The organism is Arthrobacter sp. zg-Y820 (assembly GCF_030142155.1).
GTDB lineage: Bacteria > Actinomycetota > Actinomycetes > Actinomycetales > Micrococcaceae > Arthrobacter_B.
The window spans coordinates 202547-227059 of the sequence record NZ_CP126247.1 but is presented as its reverse complement, the minus strand read 5'-3'; the positions used below and the strand labels follow the sequence as shown (position 1 = coordinate 227059).

Below are 24513 nucleotides of genomic sequence, written 5' to 3'. Positions count from 1 at the left end.
CAGGACCAGAACCAGGAACCGCCTGACCATCGGATGATACTTGGACTTTCCAAGGCGAGGACCCCGCGGAGTTTGGGTGGATATGCAGCGTGCTTCAACGCTGGCATGCCTCGCCTAAGTATTGCGGAAGATGCCGGCCAGGCATTCCTGCGGCTCCTTGAACCATTCTGAGCGCAGAATCGAGCCACCCGCTAGTTCGTTAAGGCGCACGGCCTTGCCATGCTAGGCAGGCTCCACCGCATAGCGGAGCAGTTCCTCGTATGCAGTCCGTTCCTCGGACCAACGAGCATTAGCGCCTTCAGGTTTGGTGCGGAAAGCCGAGTGCGTCACGATCAACTCGTCCTTTGCTCGCGAGATCGCGACGAAAAACTCCGACTTGGCGTCAGAAGGTTTCCCAAAGAACAGTTCCGTCTCGACACCGACAACGATAACCTTTTCAAACTCCAGCCCCTTGCACTTGTGAATAGTGAAGAATCGAACCGCGTCCTCCTCAGAGAGACGATTGAGTGCTCCAACTGCGTCTCCATCGATGGCAAGCTCTCGATTGAAGGCCTCGATCGTATCTTTCAGAACCCCGTCGAGACGGCTTCCTTGGTGGTACGACGGCGACAGGGCATTGAGCTGCGAGCGTGGGACGAGCCGAAGGTAATCCGCAATAATCGGCCTCCATGAGCCAAAATCCGTCTGGTCGAAGTTCTGCGTTCGAACAGTTGCGCGCGCATCACGGAGATGCTGGCGCAGCAGGCTTTCGAACATCAGACTCTCAGTCTCGCTGTCACCTGTTCGTGTAGCGACGCGAATAAGTTCTGCATAGGCATCTGGACGACGATCGTCCGCGACAACCCGCAGGAAGTTCAAGATCAACGCCGCCGCCGGCTCCGCGGTCAGGTCTTGGGACTCTTGCTCATTTCGATACGCGATTCCGCGAGCGGCGAGTTCCTTCCCGATGACCGCACCGACTAGATGCGGTTGGTTGCGAATCAGGACGGCGATCTCACTGTGCGGTGTTCCATTCGCGAGCCACGTTTCTAGGATGTCGGCGACACCGGCGGCCTCTTCATCATCTGTATTGAATGGCAGCACCTGTATTTCGCCCTCATCTCCTACAAGGTCCGAGGCTGGACTAGCTGCGGCAGGATCCATGTCATGGACCATGCGGTTCTGCATCCGACGGAGTCGCGGCTTAGAACGGAAGTTTTGGTACAACGGACGTGACTCCGCCGCAAAGTCAGTCGCGAACGTCTCCATCACGCCGTCGAGCGCGCCCGCCCAGGCCATGATTCGCTGCTTGACGTCCCCAACGGCAGTCAAGCGGGCGTCGATGCCGGCGAAACCGGCTTTCACCAAGGAGTATTGCTCTCCCGTCGCGTCTTGGAACTCGTCGAGGAATACGTGGCTGTAGGTTTGCCGTAGCGCACCGCGTGCATAAGCATTTTCCTCAAGAATCTCGAGCGCAAAGGGCACAAACTCTTTGAAGGTGATCTGCTCGCCCTTGATGCGAGTGTCAGGATCGACGCGGTAGTCCGGCAACAGCGCATTCAGGCCGGTGAGAGCAGGACGGTAATTGTCGATCAGCCGTTTTGCGAAGGCGTGGAAGGTGAAGCTATCGAAACGCGCTGCATACTGCGCTCCGGAGCGACTACGCACTCGATCCTGCAGGTTCCGCGCCGCATCGGTCTTGAATGAAATGGCCAAAATGCGCCGCGGGTAGGGTGACGCGCCCGTGCGGAACAAAAAATCTGCTCTCTGCGCCAAGAGCTCAGTCTTACCTGCGCCCGGGCCAGCCGTGACCACCACGTTGTTTTCGATTTCGCGAACGGCGGCCATCGCATTCGGCTCCAGATGAAGTCCCCCAACTGGCTGCCATTCCTCCAAACGAATCACTCTGGTAGCTCCGCAAGGCGAGTCTCCACTTTCTCTGCCAGCCGTTCAAGCACCGCTGGCAGACGTTCGAGAAGCTCTTGGTCGGTCAGATTGGACAGGGCACGCAAGTGGCTCGCTGGCTTGCTCGTGAGATCAAACTTGGCGTGGTAATCACCGAACAACGCGAGAAGGTCGTCACCTAGATGATCTTCGTGCACGTGCTTTTTGCCGAGTACCGCCACGATCGTGGCGTCGTCCGGTTGTTCATCCGTCTCGGCCCCGTAGGCCTCCGGGTACGCCTCAAGCATCATCAGGTCGAGATCCACGGGATGTGAAAAGTACACGTCTTTTCGCTCCAGACCGGGTATCGGCCCTTCGCCTGGCTTCCACTTAGGGTGGACGAGGGAGGGGAAGTCCACGTCGTCATTCCACTTCGGGATGGCAGTCAGCTGCTCTTTCGAGAATGCGCCTGGCTTCAGCTTGTTGTACTGCATCAACGCGTTACTGACGCGACCCCAGCCACCGCCGAAGCGTCCGGAGTCGAGGTCAAGCAGCGTGATATGCGGTATGTCCAGTGCGTTAAGAAGCCGCCAGAAGTGATTCACGTGACGACCACCGAGCGGCACCACTAAGACAGACGCATCATCCTCGGTGATCCCCCTTGCAGCGAGCACACGCGGGAGTACAACGAGTTCGCTGTCCCCCTCGCCCAGGACCACGAGACGTGAGAAGTACAGCTCCGGGTATCCCAGCACCGCTTCACGCACGTACTTGCCTGCCTCCGTACCGTCTGCTGGCATCTCGATTCGACGCACCTGGGACCGCCGCTCATCATCGAGCCGCAGAAAACAAATGGCCTCCGGATCAACTCGGCGAAGCAATGCGGGCGAATGCGTGGCAACGATCGACTGAACATTGCCCTGATCCGACGCCACCTTGAGCTGACGCATGATTCGTCCGAGGTATTGCGGTGCCAAGCTATTCTCCGGCTCCTCCAACGCGATGACGGTATGGACAGGTGGTCGGAGGCGGTGCGCGTCAAGAGAATGCTCTTCGCCATTCAGCACCTTTCGCGTGATGGACTGCCACGCCAAGACCAGCGATATGTAAAGCAGGGACTTCTGCCCATCAGACAGCCGATCGAATGGAAGATCCATACCCTCTGGTGACGGTGAGAAGGAGACGGTCAGTTGCCGGAGGACTCCTTCAAGATCGCCGTGTCCGAAGACGATTGATGGATCTTTGAAGAAGTCACCAGTGTGCAGCCCTCCCCATTCAGAGGTGAGCTGCAAGCCGATGCTGGCGACCGCTTTGTTGGAGCTAAGTGCGTCCGTGATCTGCTTTGACAGATCCTTGAGCGACTCCTTTTCCGAAGTCCAATCTGCCGCCCGTAGTAATCTACCGATGAGTGAAGCAGCGGTGTACGAGATGTGATCGGCAGGATCGCGCCGTGCCGGCAGGTAGTGCACCTCGACGCTGCCGCGATCAAAGCGGTTCAGGTCCGCGGTTGAGGTCGGCTTTCCGTCTTTGTCCGCGGCGAGCACGTACTGAATCTTTTCATCAATGACGCCGTCGGGTGCAAGGATTCCCGTCAGACGGACTCGGACGCGCGGGACTCCATCTTCAGTGTCGATTCGCATGTGAGCGAAGTTCGCTGGGACCGAGGCGTGTTGGCCGTCCTCACTAGCTTCGCGAATCTCGATGTCGACTTCAATCCACAGCTCTGGCTCCTCGAGGTGAATGTCCATGGCATTGCGGTCTTTCGGGACGTGGAAGTCGCTAAGCTGGATCTTGCGCTGGCTGGGAATAGGACTGAATAGACGCGATAACGCAGTAAGCGCGGCCGTCTTGCCTGCGCCGTTTGGTCCGAGGACAAATGTGACTTCCGCTAGGCTAATCTCAGTAGGTTCGAGGCCGAACGATTGAAAATTGGAGAGACGAAGCGTGGTGATCTGCATGTTTACTCGTTTCGCCTATTTGTCGGAACAACTTCCCTGGCACGCGGCCTTGGGACGATGGGCAGTTGTTCAAGTAGTGGCTTGACCATACGGGCGGGCTCTCCTTCGCACACCGGTGGGACTAGTTGAAAAGTCACCGGGCACCTAAATGATATCTGCGCCACAAACATTTAGGAACGCCTCACGTCCCTTCCCACTTATCATGGTACTCAATGGTTGGGATCGAGAGTCGCTTTAGGTCCACGCTACAGAAATATAATGATCATCGAGATCACCGCGATGGAAGTCAGCTTAGGCATGGAGTAATCCGTCAATGTTGACTTCGCGTTTCCCAGCTTCGGCAAACGCCAACAACAGCGCTAATGATAATTTGTCGAGTGCCCTACTAGCTCGTATGGGCCCTCCCCGCCCTCGATAAGGCTGGGCTTAGAGGCGGCCCGCAGACGACATCCGTGAAACAGCCATTGCGTCCCGGAACATCGCCCCACACCTGTCAACTCTGCCGCGCCATGCCGTCCGCGCGCCCGCGCGACAGCAGGCTCCCAATGCCGGGTTCGGGCCTGTCGACAGCTAAAATCGACAAGGCCCGTTTGTCCTGTTCCCGGTCCGGAAAGCGCAGCATGTCTTTTATCGAAAACGCGGTGGCCCACTGGGCGGAACTGCAGCGGCTCCAGGCCACACCGGGCTGGAAACTCACCACCGCAAACCCCTGGGTGCTGGCCCTGTTCCGGGAAGCGTTCACCCGCACGCGGCCGCGGATTCCGCTCGAGGAATTCCACAAGATGGCCGACGGCTTCCTGCGCCAGCTGCGCATCTCCGGCGTGAGCCTGCGCGAGGACTGGACCGGCAAGAACTACGCCGACGACTGGGTGGCCCGCCGCTTCCTGGCCCGCCCCCGCGTCGAGGGCCGGTTCGTCTACGAACTCACCGAATCCTCGGTCCGCTACCTCTCCTATCTGGACGGGTTCACCTCGGACAAGACCAGCCTGAACTCCTCCCGCCTGGCGACGCTGCTGGACCGGGTGGAGAACCTGGCCCATGAAACCAATCCGGACCCGGCAGCCCGCATCGCCGTCCTTAAAGAGGAAGTTGCCCGCCGCGAGGAGATGATCCGCGCCCTGGAGGCCGGCGACGCCCCCGCCCCGGTCGACGGAGACACCGCCGTCGAGGCGGCCCAGGACATCCTGGACCTGGCCGCGGCACTGCCGGCGGACTTCAAGCGGATGCGCGACGGCCTGGAAAAGATGCTGCACTCCCTGCGCCAGGAAATGGTGGAATCCAACGCCGCCAAGGGCCTGACCATGGGCGAAATTCTTGAGGCCGACCGCAAGCTGCGCAACACCAGCGAAGGCCGCACCTACGAGGGCTTCACCGCCTTCCTGAACGACGCCGAACAGCAGGACCGCTTCCGGGCCGCCATCGCGGAGGTGCTGGAGCGGGACTTCGCCGAGGACCTGAGCCCCGAAGACCGGCAGGGCCTGCACCGGCTGATCAGCGACATGCGCGGCCAGGCCACCGAAATCCACCGCATCTACGGCCGGCTTTCCGAGTCCATGCACACCTACGTGCAGAGCGACGAGTACCGCGAATCGGTCCAGCTGCGCCAGCTGATCCGCACCGCGGAGACCGCCATCCACAAGGCACCGCGCAGCAAGCGGCGCACCGCCGTCGTCCCGGCACCGCTGCTGCACGGCGCGGCCTTCGAATCCCTGGGCATGGTCCACCTGTTCAACCCCGCCGACCACGCCCCGCCGCCCAAGCTGCCGGCACCGCCGTCGTTCAGCGAAGCCGACATCCACCGCTCCATCCGCACGCCCCGGGCCAACCGCCGGGCACTGCGCGACGCCGTCACCCGCGCCGCGGGCTCCCGCCCCACCGCAACGGTCGGCGAAATCTTTGCCGAACTGGCACCCGAGGACCGGCACCTGAACAGCATCCGCGCCCTGCTCTCGGCGGCGCTGGCGGCCGGCTCCGCTGACTTCGGCCCGGAATCCACTGCGGAGCGCACCGCCGCCGGACTGGCCGCATCGCCCGAATCCATCACCTTCACCCAGATCGACGGCAGCGAGCGCACCGCGCTGCTGCCCGCCGTCGCCGTCGCGAAAGCCCCCACCCATGAGTGAAACCAGCCTCGAATTCACGAGCGCCACCGATGCCGCAGAGAACACCTCTCCCGACGGCGATTACAACGCGGCGCCCGCAGCCCGGAACGTCCTCGTGGACGGCCCCGAACTGTTCCCCGGCGACACCGGAACCCTGCCGCTGAAACTGCGCCAGGCCCTGATCCGGCTGCTGCGCGGCCCGTACCTGGACGCAACCAGCTCCGACAACGTCTACAACACCGTGGTGGACAACCAAACCGAGCTGCGGACCCGGCTCAGCGAGCTGTTCCTGACCCTGGTCATCGACGAGGACCGCAAGGTCGCCCTGCTGCGCCCGGTGGACATGCCCGAACCGCACACCGCAGTGCTGCAGCGCCAGCGCGAAATGACCCGCGAGGAAACCCTGCTGCTGCTGCGCATGCGCCTGCTGCTGGACCGGCACGCCGGCACCGGCAACGACGCGGTGATTGCCCGCAGCGACATCCTGGAAATCATCGAGGGCTACGTCGACCCCGGCCAGCGCGACGCCAAGTCCGTGGAGGACGTGGCTGACGCCGCCATCCGCAAGCTGGTGCAGGAACGGCGGCTGCTGCTGCCCACCGAGATCGAGAACGTCTGGGTCATTTCCGGTGCCCTGCCGCTGGCCCTGCCCTATGAACACATCGGCGACATCGTCACCTTCATGCAGGCCCTGACGGACGCCTCCGGCGAACTTCCCGACCCCGAACTGCCGGAACCGGCCACAGCCAACAACGGCGAGGACATCGCGTGAGCATTGAAACCACCCTTCCCATGGGCGACCTGATCAACCCCGGCCAGAACCGGCTCTCCTCCGTGCAGATCGTGAACTGGGGAACCTTCGACGGCGCGCACACCATCTACGTGGACCGCGCCGGCACCCTGCTCACCGGCGACTCCGGCGTGGGCAAGTCCACCATCTTCGACGCCATGCTCCAGGTCATGGACGCCCGGCCGAAAATGAACGAGGCGGCGCAGAACAACGGCGGCGGCCTGGCCGAGGAAAAGCGCACCGCGTTCTCCTACATGCGCGGCCGCCTGGGCACCCAGGGGTCCGGGAACGGAACAGGGCCCGACGACGGCGGCGCGGCCGGCGACGGCACCACCTACCAGCGGCCCGGCGCCACCTGGTCCGCGATCTGCCTGACCTTCGACAACGGACTGGGACAGATCACCTCGCTCTCCGTGCTGATGGACCTGCCCGCCAACGGCACCGAACACCACGTGGGCCGCTTTTACGCCGTGCACAACCGGCCGCTGGACATCAGCACGCTGGAAACCGAAATGCGCGGCCGGTTCACCAAGGGCAGCCTCGAAACGCTGCTGCCCGGCGCCGGCATCTTCGATTCGCACAAGATGTTCGCCGAGCGCTTCCGCACCGCGCTGGGTGTGGAGGACGAGAAGGCCTTCGGCCTGCTGCGCATCCTGCAGACCGGCAAGGGCCTGGGCGGAACCGTCAACGACTTCTTCCGCACCAATGTGCTGGACACTCCCAAGACGCTGGCCGCCGCCGACGAGGCGGTGGAGGACTTCAGCCACCTGCGCAGCATCCGCCGGCAGCTCGAACGCGCCCGCCAGCAGCGCGACCACCTCGCCGACGTGCCGGAGCTGCACCGGCTCCACACCACCACCGACACCGAGCTGCGGCACAACCGCGCCCTCACCAAGGAGGGGCTGCCCGCCTACCGGCAGCGCCTGACCCTGGCCAGCCACGAGCGCGACGTCGCCCGGCTCACCGCGCAGGAGGAAGCCGGAGCCCGGGAGCTGGCCGCCGCGGAAATCCGCCGCAACGACCTGAAGAAAAAGGTCGACGCCCTCGCCGCCCGCTACAGCGAGGAGGGCGGCGGCACAATCGCAACGCTCGAACGCGAGCTGGCCGCCGCCGTCGTGCAGCTGAACGCCCGCGTCGCGCTGGAGGAAGCCGCCCGCGGCGAACTGGCCGCCGCCGGCATCGAGGTGGACTTCTCCCCCGCCGGGCTGGTCACCGCCCGCAGCCGCGCCGCCGAGCTGGTGAAGTCCCTGACCCTGGAGGTGGAGGCGGCCCGTGAGCGCAGCAGCGATGCGCACGGGCAGGCCTGGCAGCTCAAGGGTCAGATCGCCAAGCTGGAAAATGACATCGGAAGCTTCCGGCGCCGGACCTCGAACATCCGGCAGGAGTCCCTGGACCAGCGCGCCCGGATCTGCGCCGCCACCGGCCTGGATGAGGCGGACCTGCCGTTCGCCGCGGAACTGATCGACCTGGAACCGGACCAGCAGCAATGGCGCCCGGCCGCGGAGCGCACGCTGCGCTCCCTGGCCACCGCCCTGCTGGTGCCCGGCGAGCACATGCGCGCGGTCACCCGCTACCTCTCCGAGACCAACCTGAACGGGTTCCTGCGCTGCATCGACGTCAGCGTTCCGGTGGACGGACCGGCCGAACCGGGACCGCGGGACCTGATCACCAAGCTGATCACCCAGGATTCCGAAATGGGCCGCTGGGTGGCGCGCAAGATCACCGCCCACTACGACTTTGTCTGCGTGGAGGATCCGGATGAGCTCGCCGGGCTGTCCCGCGGCGTGAGCCTCGGCGGCGCGGTCAAGCGCAACTCCTCCACCACGGAGAAAGATGACCGGCATGCCAAGGCCTCGGACAACGTCCTGGGCTTTGACAACAAGGACACCGTCGCGGCGCTGGGCAACGACCTCCTGGCCCTGCGGGACCGGTTCGCGGAGGCCGACACCCGGTCGCAGGCCCAGGCCCAGCAGCAGGCGGAACTGGTCAGCCGGCTCACCGCCGTCCGCCGCGTGGCCGCCGACACCCGCTCCTGGGAGGAGCTGTCCGCCTCCGCGCAGCGCGACGCCCTTGCCGCCGCCACCGACGCCCTCGACGCCGCCCGGGACGCCAACACGGACCTGGACCAGATCCGCTTCGACCTGGACACCGCGGAGCTGGACTCCACAGCGGCGATCGAGAAGATCGGCGTGCTCAAGGGCGATCTGGCCCGCACCAGGGAACAGCTCGCGGCAGCCACCGGCCGCCGCGACACCCTGGCGGCCAAGGCCCTGGCCGCCCTGGACGCCGGACTGCAGAGCGCCCTGGAGGAATTGTTCGCCCCCTTCGGCGAGATCACCGACGTCGTCCGCCTGCAGGAGGCCGCCGCCGAGGTGGAACGCGCCCTGCTCACCGAGGGCGCCCGGCTGGAAAAGACGCTGCTGGAAACCCGCAACCGGCTCGAGCGGACCTTCGAGACGTTCACCGACAAGTGGGGCTCGGACTTCGGCACCTCGGCGGACGCCGCCGGAGCCTACGCGGAGCGGTTCGAGAGCATCGTCTCCGAAGGCCTGCCGCAGCACGAAACCGAGTTCCGGGAATACTTCAACAACCGCACCTACGAGCGGTTCAGCGACCTGCTGGCCCTGCTCGACGAGGAACGGCGCAGCATCTCCTCGCGCCTGCTGCCGCTGAACTCGGTACTGCAGCGAGTGGAATACCACGTGGACAGCCACCTCGAGATCGAGGTCAAGACCACGGTGCCCGACGCCGCCCACAAGTTCCGCACCGAACTGAAGAACGCGCTGCCGATGATGGGCCTGCGGCAGAACAAGGCGGACATGGACGCCCGGTACTCAGCGCTGGAGGCACTGGTGGACCGGCTGAAGGATCCGGAGGAACGCCGCTGGCGGGCCGAGGTCCTGGATGTGCGCTCCCACGTGACCATCACCTGCACGCACCGCCTGGCCAACGGGCAGGCGTTCACCAACCTGCAGGCGTCGCTGATGTCCGGCGGCGAGGGCCAGCGCTTCACCGCGTTCATCATGGCCTCCGCCCTGGCCTACCAGCTGGGCATCGTCTCGCAGGGCTTCAGTACCTACGGCACGGTGATGATGGACGAGGCGTTCGTGAAGTCCAGCCTGTCCTTTGCCGAGGCGTCCATCAATGCGCTGCACGAGTTCGGCTTCCAGCTGCTGCTCGCCGCCCCCGAGGACAAGGTGGACCTCTCCCGCTTCCTGGGCTCGGTCACCGAAATCCTGCGCGACGACGCCGCCAACCGCTCCGGCGTGCTGGAACGGGACACGCGGCGCGGGTCCGGCTCGCAGCCGGTGAACATCCTGCTGCGGTAGGAATTGCTCCGCTGCGAAAGCGGTGGCGCGCCGGCGCCCGGCACAGGACACTGGTGGAGTGTTAAGAATCCTGGAGACCTGGCGCCGGCAGCTGATCGGGACGTTCAGCAACAACGCCGCCGAAATTCCGCAGTGGGAACTGGATCTGGCCAAGGGTGAAGACACCGGGTTCTATGGTCCGGAGTCCGCCGTCTGGGCGGTGCACGGGTCGATGACGCCGATCATCGCCGGCATCCGCGCCCTGCTGCTGCAGGCCCTGCATCCGGGCGCCATGGCCGGGGTCCACGACTTCTCCGACTACAAGGAGGATCCGCTGGGCCGGCTGGCCGGCACCATCCGCTGGATCTTCACCGTCACCTACGGGGACACGGCGGCGGCGAAGTCCGGTTCCGACTGGGTGCTGCGGCTGCACGAACGGGTCCACGGCACCTACGAGGACGCCGCCGGCGTCGAACGGCTCTACTCGGCGAATGATCCGGAGATTGCGCGCTGGGTGCACCTGGCCTTCACCGATGCGTTCCTCAGCTCGCATCAGCGCTTCGGCGGCCCGATTCCCGGCGGCCCGGACGCTTACGTCTCCGAATGGGCGGTGGCCGGGGAACTGATGCGCATCGGCAATCCGCCGCGGTCCGAGGCCGAGCTGCGGGCACAGCTGGCGGCGTACGACGGCGAACTGCGGCACAGCGACTATGTCCGGGAGGCGGTGGGCTTCCTGCGCCGGCCGCCGCTGCCGCGGTCCCAGCTGGCCGGCTACCGGGTCCTGTTCGCCGGCGCCGTCGCGTCGCTGGAACCCCGGCACCGGGAAATGCTGGGCTTGAAGGAGCCGCGGCTGGGCCCCTTCCCGGTGCCGGTGCGACTGCCGGTGAAACTGGTGCTGGGGGTGATCCGGCTGGGACTGGGCCCGCAGGGACCAAGCGAACGGTCCGCCCGCGAACGGATCAGGCGTCTTTCCGCCGCACAGTAGGGTCTGCCGCGCGGTCAGAACTGCCCGGCGGTGGGCCTGCCGGCCGTCGGAGTTCCGGTCGTCCGTGGGCCGGCCATCGGTGTTCTAAGCAGGCCCCCGTCCGTGCCGCCCCACGTGATCAGCTCGGTCCGCAGCAGAGCCTGCGCCGCCAAACACCTCAGCGACCTCCGTCGTCGTGCTCGCACCTTCGCAATAAGAGGTCAACCGCGACCTTCGCCAATACACCGAAGGCTGATTTTCCTTGTAGATGCATTCGACGTCGGATTTACTGTTCGCACACGCACAGGAGGCACTCAGAAATGACGAGCTCAAACGCTGCAGCTGAATCACGCATCAGATCACGGAACAGAGACATGCTGTCGGGTGAGGCGATCGCCGAGGCCGGGCTGACCGATTGGCGCAAGTTGGCCCAAGGACTGCACGCCCGGTATCTGGTCGATGACTTCGGCACAGGTGCACGGTTCGTGACCGCGGTAGGTGAGGCAGGCGATGCGCTTGGACACTACCCGAGCGTGTCGATCGGCAAGGGGTACGTCGACCTCAAATTGGTCAGCTCTGACGCTGTCTACCGCGACGGCGAAGGCACCGAACACATCGTCGAATGGGTCACCCGGCAGGATATCGATCTGGCCAGGCTGATCACCGGGATCGCCGCCGACCACCAGATCGACGCCGAACCGGCATCGGTCAGCGTCCTCGAACTCGGCCTCGACACCGCAAACTCCGCGACGATCGCCCCGGTGTGGGCAGCCCTGCTGACAGGTAACCCAGACGCGCAGGGCTACGGGTCGCCCAGCGACGAGATCCGGGACGCCACGGGGCGGGTACCAAACCTGTGGTTCGGCGACGCCAACGAGCACGACAGTCAGCGGTTCCACGTCGAGGTCTACGTGGCGCCAGAGGTGGCCGGGCAACGAATTAACGCCGCCGTCGCCGCAGGGGGAACCGTCGTGGATGACACCGGTTCGCCGTCGCTCACGGTGATTGCCGACCAGGACGGCAACACTGCGGTCCTGTGCGTCGCCGAGATGCCTGCGGCGGAGGCTGAATCTTGACCTTCTCGAACTCGTAACAGGACGGACATGGCCATGCCGCACGTAATCAAACCGCTCACTCCGGGAACGTTTCCGGCATGGCTTGCACTCGCGCAGAAACACAACGGGGTCTGGGGCGGGTGCTACTGCTCGTATTTCCACGGCGACACGGAGGGAACCATCAAAAGCGAGTACGACCGGCCGACCTTCAAGCAGCGACTCGTGGCGGAAGGCGCAGCACACGCGGCACTCGTCTTCGACGGCGACGACGCGATCGCATGGTGCCAGTACGGCAGTCCGCTCGAGCTGCCGGGGATCTACCACCGCAAGCAGTACGACGCCGGCGAGACCCAGCCAGCGCCGTGGCGCATCACCTGCTTCTTCGTCGACCGCGACCATCGACGTTCCGGTGTGGCACGGGAGGCACTGGACGGCGCGCTCGAGCTGATCGCACAGGCAGGCGGAGGTGAGGTGATCTCATTCCCCAACGAACTCACCCCCGGCAAGAGAACATCATCCTCGTTCCTTCATAACGGCACACGGGCCATGTTCGAGAAGGCGGGATTCACGTTCGAGCGCCACATCGGCAAGAGCAAGACAGTGATGCGTAAGACCGTTCAACCGGCCCTGCGGCTGACCCCGGATTGAACCTACGCCCGTCCGGCAGCCACCGCCACAAGCTCGGCCGCGACTCCGGTCAACCGACGCGGACCGGACCAAATGGCAGTCAGGGGTCGGCTGATTCCATCTCCTTCGAAGGGGACCCGAAGCAGCTCACCGCTGGCAAGCTGGTCGCGCACCACCAGCTCACTCAACACAGCAGGACCGGCTCCGGCAGCGACAGCAACCCGCACCGCAGTATTGCTGCTGAGCACCTGGGCCGGCTCGACGACGTCGTACCCGGCAAGCACTTCCTGCAGCGCCTCGCGGGTACCAGACCCGGGTTCCCGAACCACCAGTGGGATTTCCGCCAGTTCCTGCAAACTGATCCGGGTCCGGTTGGCCCATTCGTGGTTCGGATCAACAACCACCACCAGTTCGTCCTCACGGACCACCAGGGCATTCACTCGAACCGGCAGATTCGGAGTCTCCACAAACCCCAGCTGGAGGGTGCCCCGCTGCACCTCCTCGATGACAGCCGCCGAGTTCTCCACCCGCACGTCAATACGGGCATGCGGCAGCCGACGCTTCAGTTCGGCAAGCCAGGCCGGCAACAGCATGTCCGCGATGGTGAGGCTGGCACCCACACTCAGTTCCATCGTCTCGCCGCTTCGGCCGGTACGCACCACACTGTTGAAGCGCCGCGCAGCCTCCAACAGTTCTCGGGCCGAGTCCGCCAGCAGGAGTCCCATTGCAGTGGGTGCCGAACCGCGCGGGCTGCGTTCAAGCAGGGGAGTCTTCAGATCCGCTTCCAATTCCGCAATAGACCGGCTCGCATTGGACTGGGCCATGCCCAGTTTCCGCGCCCCGGAAGCCACGCTGCCCTCGTCCACCACGGCAACGAACAGTTCCAGCACCTGAAGGTTCGGCCACGCATGAGCCATATCAAAAGCATATAAACCCATGCCGGATTGCAGGCTACCGGACGGTCGGATCCGGTGGGAGCATCGAAAATAGTGGGCGCAGCCTGGGCCTCACGGGCGGACATCGACCCGTGGCAACCATCGCCTCACGGGCGGACATCGCCGTTGAAGGCCTGCAGAGCGCGCCGAACCGCGAACCCTGACTCTTCACCGGAAGGAACTATGCGCAAGAGCATCCTCGCCCTGGTTATGTCCGGGCTGCTGGCCACCGGCAGCGTGGTCTCCTGTGCGGGTCCGGAACCCACGGAAGGGACCGCCTCACCGGAAACAACAGCCAGCGCACCGGCAGCAACCGCTCTCCCGGCCGACCGCGTGGATCAGGTGGCTCCAGCGGACGCCAGGGCCATCACCGATCCCGCGGATCCGCAGGCGACACTGGTTCTGTTCACCGACTACCAGTGCCCGTACTGCGCCATGATGGATCCCCTGATCCAGCAGGCCAAGAACGATTACGGGGACCAGGTCCGCATCCTCGTCCGCAACTACCCGCTCCCCAAGCACCAGAATGCCGAGACCTCGGCCCGGGCGGTGGAGGCAGCGGCTGAACAGGATGCGCTGGAAGAGATGGCCGCGGCCGTCTTCGAGCATCAGGAGGAGTGGAAGAACCAGACGGATGTGGAGGACCTCTTCGTCTCCTACGCCGGGGACCTGGGCCTGGACACGGAGAAGTTCCGCGCCGACTACAACTCCGACGCGATCAAGGACCGGGTGGCCAGGGACCTGCAGGATTCCCAGGACCTCCAGCTGCCGGGTACTCCGTCACTGGTGCTCGACAACCAGGTCCTCGCGCTGGATTCCGTGGACTACAGCGCCATCCAGGAACAGCTGGACAAGGCCCTGAACAACTAGGCTCCCAGTACCTTTTCGCAGGTCCATGCTGCAGGATGTGGGCCGCTCTGCAAATCCTCCGGCGCCGCCCGCTGGCCCGGCTGAAAAGCCGGCGAAGTCCGCCGCAGCAAGGTGTGATGGAAAGCATACTGACCATTGGTGTCTTCGGTGCGGGCGCTGCGGAGATCTTGGGATAAAAAGGGTGAATGACTATCGAAGCCGGGCTCGCCCGTCCCGCCTGGCGCCGCCTCTTTGGGGTTCCGCTCCTCATTTCCGTGGCGTTTACCGTCCTCATGCTCATTGTTGCCTTCGTGGCGGACCTGCCCGTGCGGGACCCCGAAGGCTTCCTGGGTCCCAGCTATGTGCGGCTGCCGCTGATGGTGCTGCTGATGATCGCCGCCGACGTCGTACCCCGCGTCCTGGCCCGGCGACGGGAGCTGGGAGGGATGAGAGCCGCCGCGTCCGATGTGCTGCGGACGCGGTGGTCCGGCCCCCGGCTGGCCGTGGCAGTGGCGGGACTGATCACGTTCTACCTCGCCTACATGTCCTACCGGAACCTCAAAAGCTTCCTGCCTTTCCTGCAGCAGCACCTGACGGACGCCTTGCTGGAGGACTCGGACAAATGGCTGGCCGGCGGCAGCTACCCCGCTGATGTCCTGCAGAGCCTGCTGGGCACCGGCTTCAGCGCGGAGCTGCTCTCCGGCGTCTACATGCTTTTTATGGTCTTCGTTCCCGTCTCCCTCGCCGCAGCGCTGGTGTGGTCCGATAACCTGCAGCGCGGCGCCTGGTACGCCACCGCCCTGTCCTTTAACTGGATTCTGGGTACCTTCAGCTACTACGCCCTGCCGTCCCTGGGGCCGATCTACCACGACGCCGCGCCGTTCAGCGACCTGCCAGAAACCGCCGTCTCGGGCCTGCAGGACACCCTGTACGAGAACCGGGTCGAGGTGCTGGCCGATCCGTTCGCCACGGACTCCGTCCACGGCATCGCGGCCTTCGCTTCCCTGCACACCTCGATCGTCTTTACGGCGGCACTGGTGGCGCACCTGACCCACCTGCCCAGGGCGGCCCGCTGGATCATGTGGGTCTACGTTGTCCTGACCACGCTGGCCACGGTCTACTTCGGCTGGCATTACGTTTTGGACGTGGTCGCCGGGCTGGCCCTCGGCGCCGTGTCGGTGTGGCTGGCCGCCAAGGCTGTGGGAGTCGGGCGTGCGGAGAAGGTTGCAGTGCCCGACGTCGAGCCGGAGCTTGTCTCGACCGTGCGGTAGGCTGCCTCCCGGGAAGCGCCGGAGCATCTGCTCAAGCCGGCTCTGGTAACCCTCCTGAGCATCTTTGCGGTCATCGCCCTGGTCGCCGGCTACAGGGTGGCCGTCTACACCGCCACCCGCCGGGCCGCCGCCGGCTCGCGGACCGAGGGCTTCGTCGTCGTGACGTCTCGTACTTGCCTGTCCGCAGTCGGACCCGTGCCCGCAGTGATCAGTGAAGAAGACTATGCGGCCTTCTGGGACGAACCCGCCTTGAACACCCCGGACTTCCTTGCAGACCTGCTGCGGCGATGTGGCCGGCGCCTCGTACCTGGCCATGCTGTTCCACCCGGACGCTTCTGAGTCCGGTGTCGATTACTGCTGCAAGTCGGGCGTGCGGTTCCGCAGCCGGCGCAGATCCGTACCGGCCAAGAGCAGCCCCCGCCCGCCAGTTGCCGCAGACAAAGAGAAACACCCCGGTCCGAAGACCGGGGTGTTTCCCTATTGCGGAGGATGGGGGATTTGAACCCCCGAGGGCGTTAACCCAACACGCGTTCCAGGCGTGCGCCATAGGCCGCTAGGCGAATCCTCCAGGCATTGCTCCGTAAGAAGCAGATATAAGACTACCCGATGCAGGGCTAATCCAACGAATCGGGAGATTGGGGGTTCGTTTCGCCAGGCGCCGCAGCCCTCCTGCCCGGCAGCCAAAACACCAGATTAACCACGACGATGGCGGCCGGAAGCAGGTGGCGGCAGCCGGGCTCAGAAAGGCTATCGGAATGGATAGCAGGAACACTGCAGGGTCACCGCCACGCGGGTCCGGGCATACGCCAGAAGTTGGGGTTGGACGTCGTCCTGGAACCCCGGTAGCCGGCACAGATCCACATTGACGTATTGGCTACCCCGATGAGCCCAATATCGCGGCGTAGGTGACGACACCGAGCACCCGGTCACCGTAGAAGGCAATCATGTCCGCGGCATAGCCGTCAGAGCGACAAACAGGAGCAGTGTCAGGTTCAGCCGCTGGAGGCCCACGGTAAAGCCGGACAGCAGCCGGAACAGGCGGTGATGGCTGAGCCAGTAGGCAGCCGTCACCACAAAGGACAGCAGGTAGGCTGCGGATTCCGGAAGCTGCTCGACGACGGCGGGGCGCAGGTCATCGCCCGGCACCTGCGGAACCTTGATGTCCACCGCCGGCAGGTCATGGCAATGGCAAAGACCGCATCACTGAAGAATGCGGTGCGCTCAACGTCCGGCCCGGAGTTAACCCGTTGAGCGAAGGCCTGGTTCATGCTCATGCGGGACACACAGTCCAGCGTGGTGGACTGCACGCCGGGCGTCACCAGTTCAACGGCCTCCCCTCCCCGCGAGATGGCAGTAAGTGCTCTTCCCGGCCTCCAGACGGGCACTTACTGCCAGTTCGGTGCGCGAACGTGCTCAATCTCTCGCGAGATGGCTGTAAGTGCTGTTCCCGGGGCCGGGACGTGCAGTTTCTGCCATCTCGGCGCAAACGAGCCAGGGCCCGGGAGGTGCCGGCGGGCCTGGAACACACAGGTTAAACAAGTAGGTGTTAAACAAGTAAGGCCCCGCCAATGGCGGGGCCTTACTCTCTGAACAACCGGTGTCTTTCAACCGTAAATATTGTCCGGCGGTGACCTACTCTCCCACATCCTCCCGGATGCAGTACCATCGGCGCTGTGGGTCTTAGCTTCCGGGTTCGGAATGGGACCGGGCGTTTCCCCCACGCTATGACCGCCGTAACCCTTCCACCCGCACCACCCATAAACAAACCTGGGTGAGGGGAAATCAATGGTCACAACACAACACACCATCAAAAACAATGTGTTGCAATAGCGAAGTTATAACTGTAATTATACGGCACCCACCCCGAATGAAGGGTGCGGTGGTGCCGGTTCCAGGGGTGACAAACCTCACGGGTTTGTTATCCGGGAACCACATAGTGGACGCAAGCAGCATGATCAACACAACCCTTTATACTTTGGAGAACCGTTTGAAGTCGTGTTCTCCCAGATTGTGGTGTGGTGTAAGTTATCGGCCTATTAGTACCGGTCAGCTTCACGGGTCTTTAGTCCCCGCTTCCACATCCGGCCTATCAACCCAGTGGTCTGGCTGGGGGCCTCTCACACACAAGGTGTATGGAAATCTCATCTCGAAGCGGGCTTCCCGCTTAGATGCTTTCAGCGGTTATCCCATCCGAACGTAGCTAATCAGCGGTGCACTTGGCAGTACAACTGACACACCAGAGGTTCGTCCGTCCCGGTCCTCTCGTACTAAGGACAGCCCTTCTCAAATTTCCTGCGCGCGCAGCGGATAGGGACCGAACTGTCTCACGACGTTCTAAACCCAGCTCGCGTACCGCTTTAATGGGCGAACAGCCCAACCCTTGGGACCTACTCCAGCCCCAGGATGCGACGAGCCGACATCGAGGTGCCAAACCATGCCGTCGATATGGACTCTTGGGCAAGATCAGCCTGTTATCCCCGAGGTACCTTTTATCCGTTGAGCGACGGCCATTCCACAATGTACCGCCGGATCACTAGTCCCGACTTTCGTCCCTGCTTGAGATGTCTCTCTCACAGTCAAGCTCCCTTGTGCACTTACACTCGCCACCTGATTGCCAACCAGGCTGAGGGAACCTTTGGGCGCCTCCGTTACTCTTTAGGAGGCAACCGCCCCAGTTAAACTACCCATCAGGCACTGTCCCTGACCCGGATTACGGGCCGAAGTTAGATATCCAGTATGACCAGAGTGGTATTTCAACGATGACTCCACCCGAACTGGCGTCCGGGTCTCACAGTCTCCCACCTATCCTACACAAGCCACACCGAATATCAATACCAAACTATAGTAAAGGTCTCGGGGTCTTTCCGTCCTGCTGCGCGTAACGAGCATCTTTACTCGTACTGCAATTTCGCCGAGTTTATGGTTGAGACAGCGGGGAAGTCGTTACTCCATTCGTGCAGGTCGGAACTTACCCGACAAGGAATTTCGCTACCTTAGGATGGTTATAGTTACCACCGCCGTTTACTGGGGCTTAAATTCCCAGCTTCGCCCGTAAGGGCTAACCGGTCCTCTTAACCTTCCAGCACCGGGCAGGAGTCAGTCCGTATACATCGTCTTGCGACTTCGCACGGACCTGTGTTTTTAGTAAACAGTCGCTTCCCCCTGGTCTCTGCGGCCCCGATCCCCTCCGGACAGCAAGTGTCCATCAAGGTTGGGGCCCCCCTTCTCCCGAAGTTACGGGGGCATTTTGCCGAGTTCCTTAACCATAATTCTCTCGATCGCCTTAGTATTCTCTACCTGATCACCTGTGTCGGTTTGGGGTACGGGCGGCTAAAACCTCGCGCCGATGCTTTTCTAGGCAGCATAGGATCACCGGATTCCCACCAAAGTGGGTCCCATCAGATCTCAGGTATCGTCATCAAAGACACAGCAACGGATTTACCTATCGCTGACCCTACATCCTTAGACCAGGACAACCATCGCCCGGCCCGGCTACCTTCCTGCGTCACACCTGTTAATACGCTTACCTCCCAGGATCAGGTCCCGCGCTCCACCAAAAACCGGGTCGCCACAAGGGCGGCCGGTCAGGTATTGGGCGGTTAGTGTCCCCCGCTTGGTATTGGCGGTTTTTCGCCGGTACGGGAATATCAACCCGTTGTCCATCGACTACGCCTGTCGGCCTCGCCTTAGGTCCCGACTTACCCAGGGCAGATTAGCTTGACCCTGGAACCCTTGATCATTCGGCGGACGGGTTTCTCACCCGTCTTTCGCTACTCATGCCTGCATTCTCACTCGTGTAGGCTCCACCGCTGGTTTACACCGCGACTTCACTGCCCACACGACGCTCCCCTACCCATCCAAACGCTTGAACGAAAATGGATAAACCATCCGCTTGGCTAATATTTGAATGCCACAACTTCGGCGGTGTACTTGAGCCCCGCTACATTGTCGGCGCGGAATCACTTGACCAGTGAGCTATTACGCACTCTTTCAAGGATGGCTGCTTCTAAGCCAACCTCCTGGTTGTCTTCGCAACTCCACATCCTTTCCCACTTAGCACACGCTTAGGGGCCTTAGTTGGTGGTCTGGGCTGTTTCCCTCTCGACTATGAAGCTTATCCCCCACAGTCTCACTGCTGCGCTCTCACTTACCGGCATTCGGAGTTTGGCTGACGTCAGTAACCTTGTAGGGCCCATTAGCCATCCAGTAGCTCTACCTCCGGTAAGAAACACGCAACGCTGCACCTAAATGCATTTCGGGGAGAACCAGCTATCACGGAGTTTGATTGGCCTTTCACCCCTACCCACAGCTCATCCCCTCCATTTTCAACTGAAGTGGGTTCGGTCCTCCACGCGCTCTTACACGCGCTTCAACCTGGCCATGGGTAGATCACTCCGCTTCGGGTCTAGATCACGCCACTGCATCGCCCTGTTCAGACTCGCTTTCGCTACGGCTTCCCCTCACGGGTTAACCTCGCGACGTAACACTAACTCGCAGGCTCATTCTTCAAAAGGCACGCTGTCACAAGCACGACACCACAAGTGGCATCGCCCTGCTCCAACGGATTGTAGGCACACGGTTTCAGGTACTGTTTCACTCCCCTCCCGGGGTACTTTTCACCTTTCCCTCACGGTACTTGTCCGCTATCGGTCATCAGGGAGTATTTAGGCTTACCAGGTGGTCCTGGCAGATTCGCACGGGATTTCTCGGGCCCCGTGCTACTTGGGATCCTCTCCAAGCGGCAGCATACATTCCGGTTACGGGGCTAACACCCTCTACGGCCTGGCTTTCAAACCAGTTCACCTATGCATCTGCACTCACTTCACCGATCCGGCAGAATCGGTACGGAAAGTCCCGCAACCCCAGTGATGCAACGCCCGCCGGCTATCACACACCACTGGTTTAGCCTCTTCCGCGTTCGCTCGCCACTACTAACGGAATCACTGTTGTTTTCTCTTCCTGTGGGTACTGAGATGTTTCACTTCCCCACGTTCCCTCCACGCACCCTATGTGTTCAGATGCGGGTCACCCGGTCACTCGCGCGCCGGGCGGGGTTTCCCCATTCGGACATCCTGGGATCAACGCTCGGTTATCAACTCCCCCAGGCTTATCGCAGATTCCTACGTCCTTCTTCGGCTCCTGATGCCAAGGCATCCACCGTGTGCCCTTAAAAACTTGACCACAAAGATCAATAAATATTTCCTGCTATCGAGAAAACCATGACAACACCGGACCACACCGCAAGGGCATGACCCGGAGCACCAGGTTTATCTGAAATTGCACTTAATAATTTTAAGATGCTCGCGTCCACTATGTAGTTCTCAAACAACAACCCCGTCACACCCCGCCACCACCACGTATTCACCGTGGACGGTCTTGGACCTGCGCAGGAACAATCAGAAACAACACGAAACCGTGTCCCTTCCAACCCTTCAAGAAGGCTTGAAATTCTTCGGTCCTGTTGTCTCAGGACCCAACAGTGTGCCAAACGGAAAAACCCGGTACTTGAAGACCGGCAGCGGTTTCCAACCGGGACAGCGCCTCCGCAAGGAAGGCACGCACGGCGTACTAGACTGCCAGGCTCAACGCCGGGCACCTGCTTATTGATATTCCACCCTTGAGCACCCACCGGAGAACGAATGTCTCCGAGATGGGCATCTCCTGCAAAGCCCGCCTCCAACACTGTGGAAGGACACGGAAAACTCTGAGGTGCTCCTTAGAAAGGAGGTGATCCAGCCGCACCTTCCGGTACGGCTACCTTGTTACGACTTAGTCCCAATCGCCGGTCCCACCTTCGACGGCTCCCTCCCACAAGGGGTTAGGCCACCGGCTTCGGGTGTTACCAACTTTCGTGACTTGACGGGCGGTGTGTACAAGGCCCGGGAACGTATTCACCGCAGCGTTGCTGATCTGCGATTACTAGCGACTCCAACTTCATGAGGTCGAGTTGCAGACCTCAATCCGAACTGAGACCGGCTTTTTGGGATTAGCTCCACCTCACAGTATCGCAACCCTTTGTACCGGCCATTGTAGCATGCGTGAAGCCCAAGACATAAGGGGCATGATGATTTGACGTCGTCCCCACCTTCCTCCGAGTTGACCCCGGCAGTCTCCTATGAGTCCCCGCCATAACGCGCTGGCAACATAGAACGAGGGTTGCGCTCGTTGCGGGACTTAACCCAACATCTCACGACACGAGCTGACGACAACCATGCACCACCTGTAAACCGACCACAAGTGGGGAGCGTATTTCTACGCTTTTCCGGTTCATGTCAAGCCTTGGTAAGGTTCTTCGCGTTGCATCGAATTAATCCGCATGCTCCGCCGCTTGTGCGGGCCCCCGTCAATTCCTTTGAGTTTTAGCCTTGCGGCCGTACTCCCCAGGCGGGGCACTTAATGCGTTAGCTACGGCGCGGAAAACGTGGAATGTCCCCCACACCTAGTGCCCAACGTTTACGGCATGGACTACCAGGGTATCTAATCCTGTTCGCTCCCCATGCTTTCGCTCCTCAGCGTCAGTTACAGCCCAGAGACCTGCCTTCGCCATCGGTGTTCCTCCTGATATCTGCGCATTTCACCGCTACACCAGGAATTCCAGTCTCCCCTACTGCACTCTAGTCTGCCCGTACCCACTGCAGACCCGGGGTTGAGCCCCGGGCTTTCACAGCAGACGCGACAAACCGCCTACGAGCTCTTTACGCCCAATAATTCCGGATAACGCTTGCGCCCTACGTATTACCGCGGCTGCTGGCACGTAGTTAGCCGGCGCTTCTTCTGCAGGTACCGTCACTTTCGCTTCTTCCCTGCTGAAAGAGGTTTACAACCCGAAGGCCTTCGTCCCTCACGCGGCGTCGCTGCATCAGGCTTTCGCCCATTGTGCAATATTCCCCACTGCTGCCTCCCGTAGGAGTCTGGGCCGTGTCTCAGTCCCAGTGTGGCCGGTCACCCTCTCAGGCCGGCTACCCGTCGTCGCCTTGGTGGGCCATTACCCCAACCAACTAGCTGATAGGCCGCGAGTCCATCCAAAACCGCATCAAGCTTTCCACGGACCACCATGCGGTGGACCGTCGTATCCGGTATTAGACCCGGTTTCCCAGGCTTATCCCGAAGTTAAGGGCAGGTTACTCACGTGTTACTCACCCGTTCGCCACTAATCATTTTGTGCAAGCACAAAAGTCATCGTTCGACTTGCATGTGTTAAGCACGCCGCCAGCGTTCATCCTGAGCCAGGATCAAACTCTCCGTAAATGTGTTACAGACACAGCACCGGAGCCAAGGAAAATTGGCTGCACGGTCCTGCACTAAATTCGAAACCAGCTAAAAAAGTCCTCCCAACCCACGGGGTGGGCGGAAGAACCAGTTCAACCAATTAAAATAATTGGTATCAATAAACTTGGCACACTATTGAGTTCTCAAACAACAGATGCATCCGAAATACTCGGAAAAACAATTGAATGTCTTTCTTTTCTCTTCGCTGCAGTGTTTCTTTATTCTATTTCATCCGGACTGTTTTAGCAATTCGGGATATTCCGAAGACTGCTTCATTTTGTCCGGAGAAACCCACGCCAAATCCCCGGCTTTCCGCTCCCGGGCTTCTCAGCGCAGGATGGATCACCAGGATGTTTTTGGTGTGGTGTGGCCGCCATGCTCGTGAAGTTTTCCAACTCCCGGCCGCGGCGACTTAGAAGACTCTACACAGGTTTGGACCCGGCCGCAAATCGCCCCGGGAGCCTCCCGGCAAGCCGATCCGTGGACCTTTCGGCACCCCGGGGCAGAGTGCCTGTTCCTACCTGCTGGGCACGCTGCCTGGCCCTGCTTACCGTGCAGGGTGTCCCTATAAGGGTTACTCACGGCAGGGTTACCCACCCCACGGCAGTGACGCGCCCTTATGTAGGGAGATGCAGGGAGGTTGTTGGCGCCGGACGTTGGCACTATGGAGGGGAAGCATCGAAGTAGAGGGAGAGCATCGAGAGACGGGAAGGCTGGTCATGACCGCGGCGCGCAGACGACGAACATCCGGCCCCCTTGAGCTGCCCGTCCTCAGCAGCCCTCTGCTTTCCGGCGTCGAGGCGACAGCCGGCGGAGCCATCATCGCGGCGACCCGCCCCCGGGTGACACTCCGGGCCTTCACGGCCGCCGACGTCGTACTGGTGCAGTCGGCCTCGCAGGATCCGCTGATTCCCCTGATCACTTCGGTTCCCTCCACCGTCGGGTGCGATGAGGCGCTGGCCTTCATCGAACGGCAGCATCACCGGCTTGCCAGCGGCGCCGGGTGGTCCTTCGCCGTCGCCGATGCCGCCACCGGCGTCGGCGTGGGCCAGATCGGGCTGTGGCCGGGCCAGTCGTCGCGCCGGACCGGGAACCCCGACACGATCGGCTACTGGATCGGCCCCGACCACCGGAATCGGGGATACGCCGGCGCCGCCCTGGCGCTGCTGACCGACTGGGCAATGACGGTCCAGCAGATGCCGCGGATCGACCTGTATATAGAGCCGTGGAACGAGGGCTCCTGGCGGACCGCCGAAAAGGCCGGCTATCGAAGGGACGCGCTGCTGCCGTCCTGGCAGAAAGTGGGCGCCAAGTGGCGGGACATGTACCGCTACATAAGGACGGGAAATGAGGGCGCCGAACCGCCTGAAACCGGTGCCCGCAAAACCGGTCCAAAAATCGGGTAGACTGGTTCGCGGCCCCTCATGTGGTGTCATCCTGTGAACTCCCCCAGGACCGGAAGGTAGCAAGGGTAAGCGGGCTCTGGCAGGTGCATGAGGGGTCTTTAATTTTTTCAGGACCA

The 24513-nt window shown here is 62.2% G+C and carries 13 protein-coding genes, 1 tRNA gene, 3 rRNA genes and 1 other RNA gene; 10 read left to right on the top strand and 8 right to left on the bottom strand.

Features of this window, described 5'->3' with window-relative positions:
- Positions 1-222: 222 nt before the first annotated feature.
- Positions 223-1875, bottom strand: a complete 1653-nt coding sequence (locus QNO08_RS01120) for a UvrD-helicase domain-containing protein (RefSeq protein ID WP_229967771.1) — start codon at positions 1873-1875, stop codon at positions 223-225.
- A gap of 5 nt (positions 1876-1880) precedes the next feature.
- On the bottom strand, positions 1881-3821 hold the full coding sequence (locus QNO08_RS01115; protein ID WP_229967769.1) for an ATP-dependent nuclease: 1941 nt from the start codon (positions 3819-3821) through the stop codon (positions 1881-1883).
- Between the two features lie 620 nt (positions 3822-4441).
- Here QNO08_RS01115 and QNO08_RS01110 point away from each other — a divergent pair.
- The 6 genes from QNO08_RS01110 (at position 4442) to QNO08_RS01085 (ending at position 12688) form a co-directional block, all read left to right on the top strand.
- A complete protein-coding gene (locus QNO08_RS01110; RefSeq protein ID WP_229967767.1) occupies positions 4442-5944 on the top strand; it encodes a DUF3375 family protein in 1503 nt (500 codons plus the stop codon).
- Positions 5937-6695, top strand: a complete 759-nt coding sequence (locus QNO08_RS01105) for a DUF4194 domain-containing protein (protein WP_229967765.1) — start codon at positions 5937-5939, stop codon at positions 6693-6695. The genes QNO08_RS01110 and QNO08_RS01105 overlap by 8 nt, the downstream gene beginning before the upstream one ends.
- A complete protein-coding gene (locus QNO08_RS01100; RefSeq protein WP_229967763.1) occupies positions 6692-10042 on the top strand; it encodes an ATP-binding protein in 3351 nt (1116 codons plus the stop codon). The genes QNO08_RS01105 and QNO08_RS01100 overlap by 4 nt, the downstream gene beginning before the upstream one ends.
- Before the next feature lie 58 nt (positions 10043-10100).
- Positions 10101-11006, top strand: coding sequence for an oxygenase MpaB family protein (locus QNO08_RS01095; protein ID WP_229967761.1), 906 nt, complete (start codon positions 10101-10103; stop codon positions 11004-11006).
- Between the two features lie 299 nt (positions 11007-11305).
- The gene (locus QNO08_RS01090) at positions 11306-12061 is read left to right on the top strand and encodes a VOC family protein (RefSeq protein ID WP_229967759.1); all 756 of its coding nucleotides are present in this window, start codon (positions 11306-11308) and stop codon (positions 12059-12061) included.
- Positions 12062-12094: 33 nt separating this feature from the next.
- The gene (locus tag QNO08_RS01085) at positions 12095-12688 is read left to right on the top strand and encodes a GNAT family N-acetyltransferase (RefSeq protein ID WP_284155630.1); all 594 of its coding nucleotides are present in this window, start codon (positions 12095-12097) and stop codon (positions 12686-12688) included.
- Between the two features lie 2 nt (positions 12689-12690).
- Here the strand turns inward: QNO08_RS01085 and QNO08_RS01080 are convergent, their stop codons facing one another.
- The gene (locus QNO08_RS01080) at positions 12691-13584 is read right to left on the bottom strand and encodes a LysR family transcriptional regulator (protein WP_229967756.1); all 894 of its coding nucleotides are present in this window, start codon (positions 13582-13584) and stop codon (positions 12691-12693) included.
- A 201-nt stretch (positions 13585-13785) separates the two neighbouring features.
- Between QNO08_RS01080 and QNO08_RS01075 the strand changes: the two genes are divergently transcribed.
- Both QNO08_RS01075 and QNO08_RS01070 read left to right on the top strand, forming a co-directional pair.
- Positions 13786-14472: a DsbA family protein gene (locus QNO08_RS01075; protein ID WP_229967754.1), complete on the top strand. Its 687-nt coding sequence runs from the start codon at positions 13786-13788 to the stop codon at positions 14470-14472.
- A gap of 185 nt (positions 14473-14657) precedes the next feature.
- The gene (locus tag QNO08_RS01070) at positions 14658-15722 is read left to right on the top strand and encodes a phosphatase PAP2 family protein (protein WP_229967751.1); all 1065 of its coding nucleotides are present in this window, start codon (positions 14658-14660) and stop codon (positions 15720-15722) included.
- A 483-nt stretch (positions 15723-16205) separates the two neighbouring features.
- On the opposite strand, the gene QNO08_RS01065 is transcribed toward QNO08_RS01070, so the two are convergent.
- The 5 genes from QNO08_RS01065 to QNO08_RS01045 all read right to left on the bottom strand — a co-directional run bounded on the left by QNO08_RS01065 (position 16206) and on the right by QNO08_RS01045 (position 22970).
- Positions 16206-16290, bottom strand: a tRNA-Ser gene (locus QNO08_RS01065).
- A gap of 374 nt (positions 16291-16664) precedes the next feature.
- Positions 16665-16889 (bottom strand): TMEM175 family protein, encoded by a 225-nt coding sequence (locus tag QNO08_RS01060; protein WP_229967749.1) that lies wholly within the window; start codon positions 16887-16889, stop codon positions 16665-16667.
- A gap of 452 nt (positions 16890-17341) precedes the next feature.
- Positions 17342-17458, bottom strand: a 5S ribosomal RNA gene (rrf, locus tag QNO08_RS01055).
- Positions 17459-17737: 279 nt separating this feature from the next.
- Positions 17738-20903, bottom strand: a 23S ribosomal RNA gene (locus QNO08_RS01050).
- Positions 20904-21442: 539 nt separating this feature from the next.
- Positions 21443-22970 (bottom strand): 16S ribosomal RNA (locus tag QNO08_RS01045).
- The 16S, 23S and 5S rRNA genes sit together here, the layout of an rRNA operon.
- A 740-nt stretch (positions 22971-23710) precedes the next feature.
- Between QNO08_RS01045 and QNO08_RS01040 the strand changes: the two genes are divergently transcribed.
- Positions 23711-24397 (top strand): GNAT family N-acetyltransferase, encoded by a 687-nt coding sequence (locus tag QNO08_RS01040; RefSeq protein WP_229966659.1) that lies wholly within the window; start codon positions 23711-23713, stop codon positions 24395-24397.
- A gap of 7 nt (positions 24398-24404) precedes the next feature.
- Positions 24405-24500: signal recognition particle sRNA small type (ffs, locus tag QNO08_RS01035), an RNA gene on the top strand.
- The last annotated feature ends 13 nt before the right edge of the window (positions 24501-24513 follow it).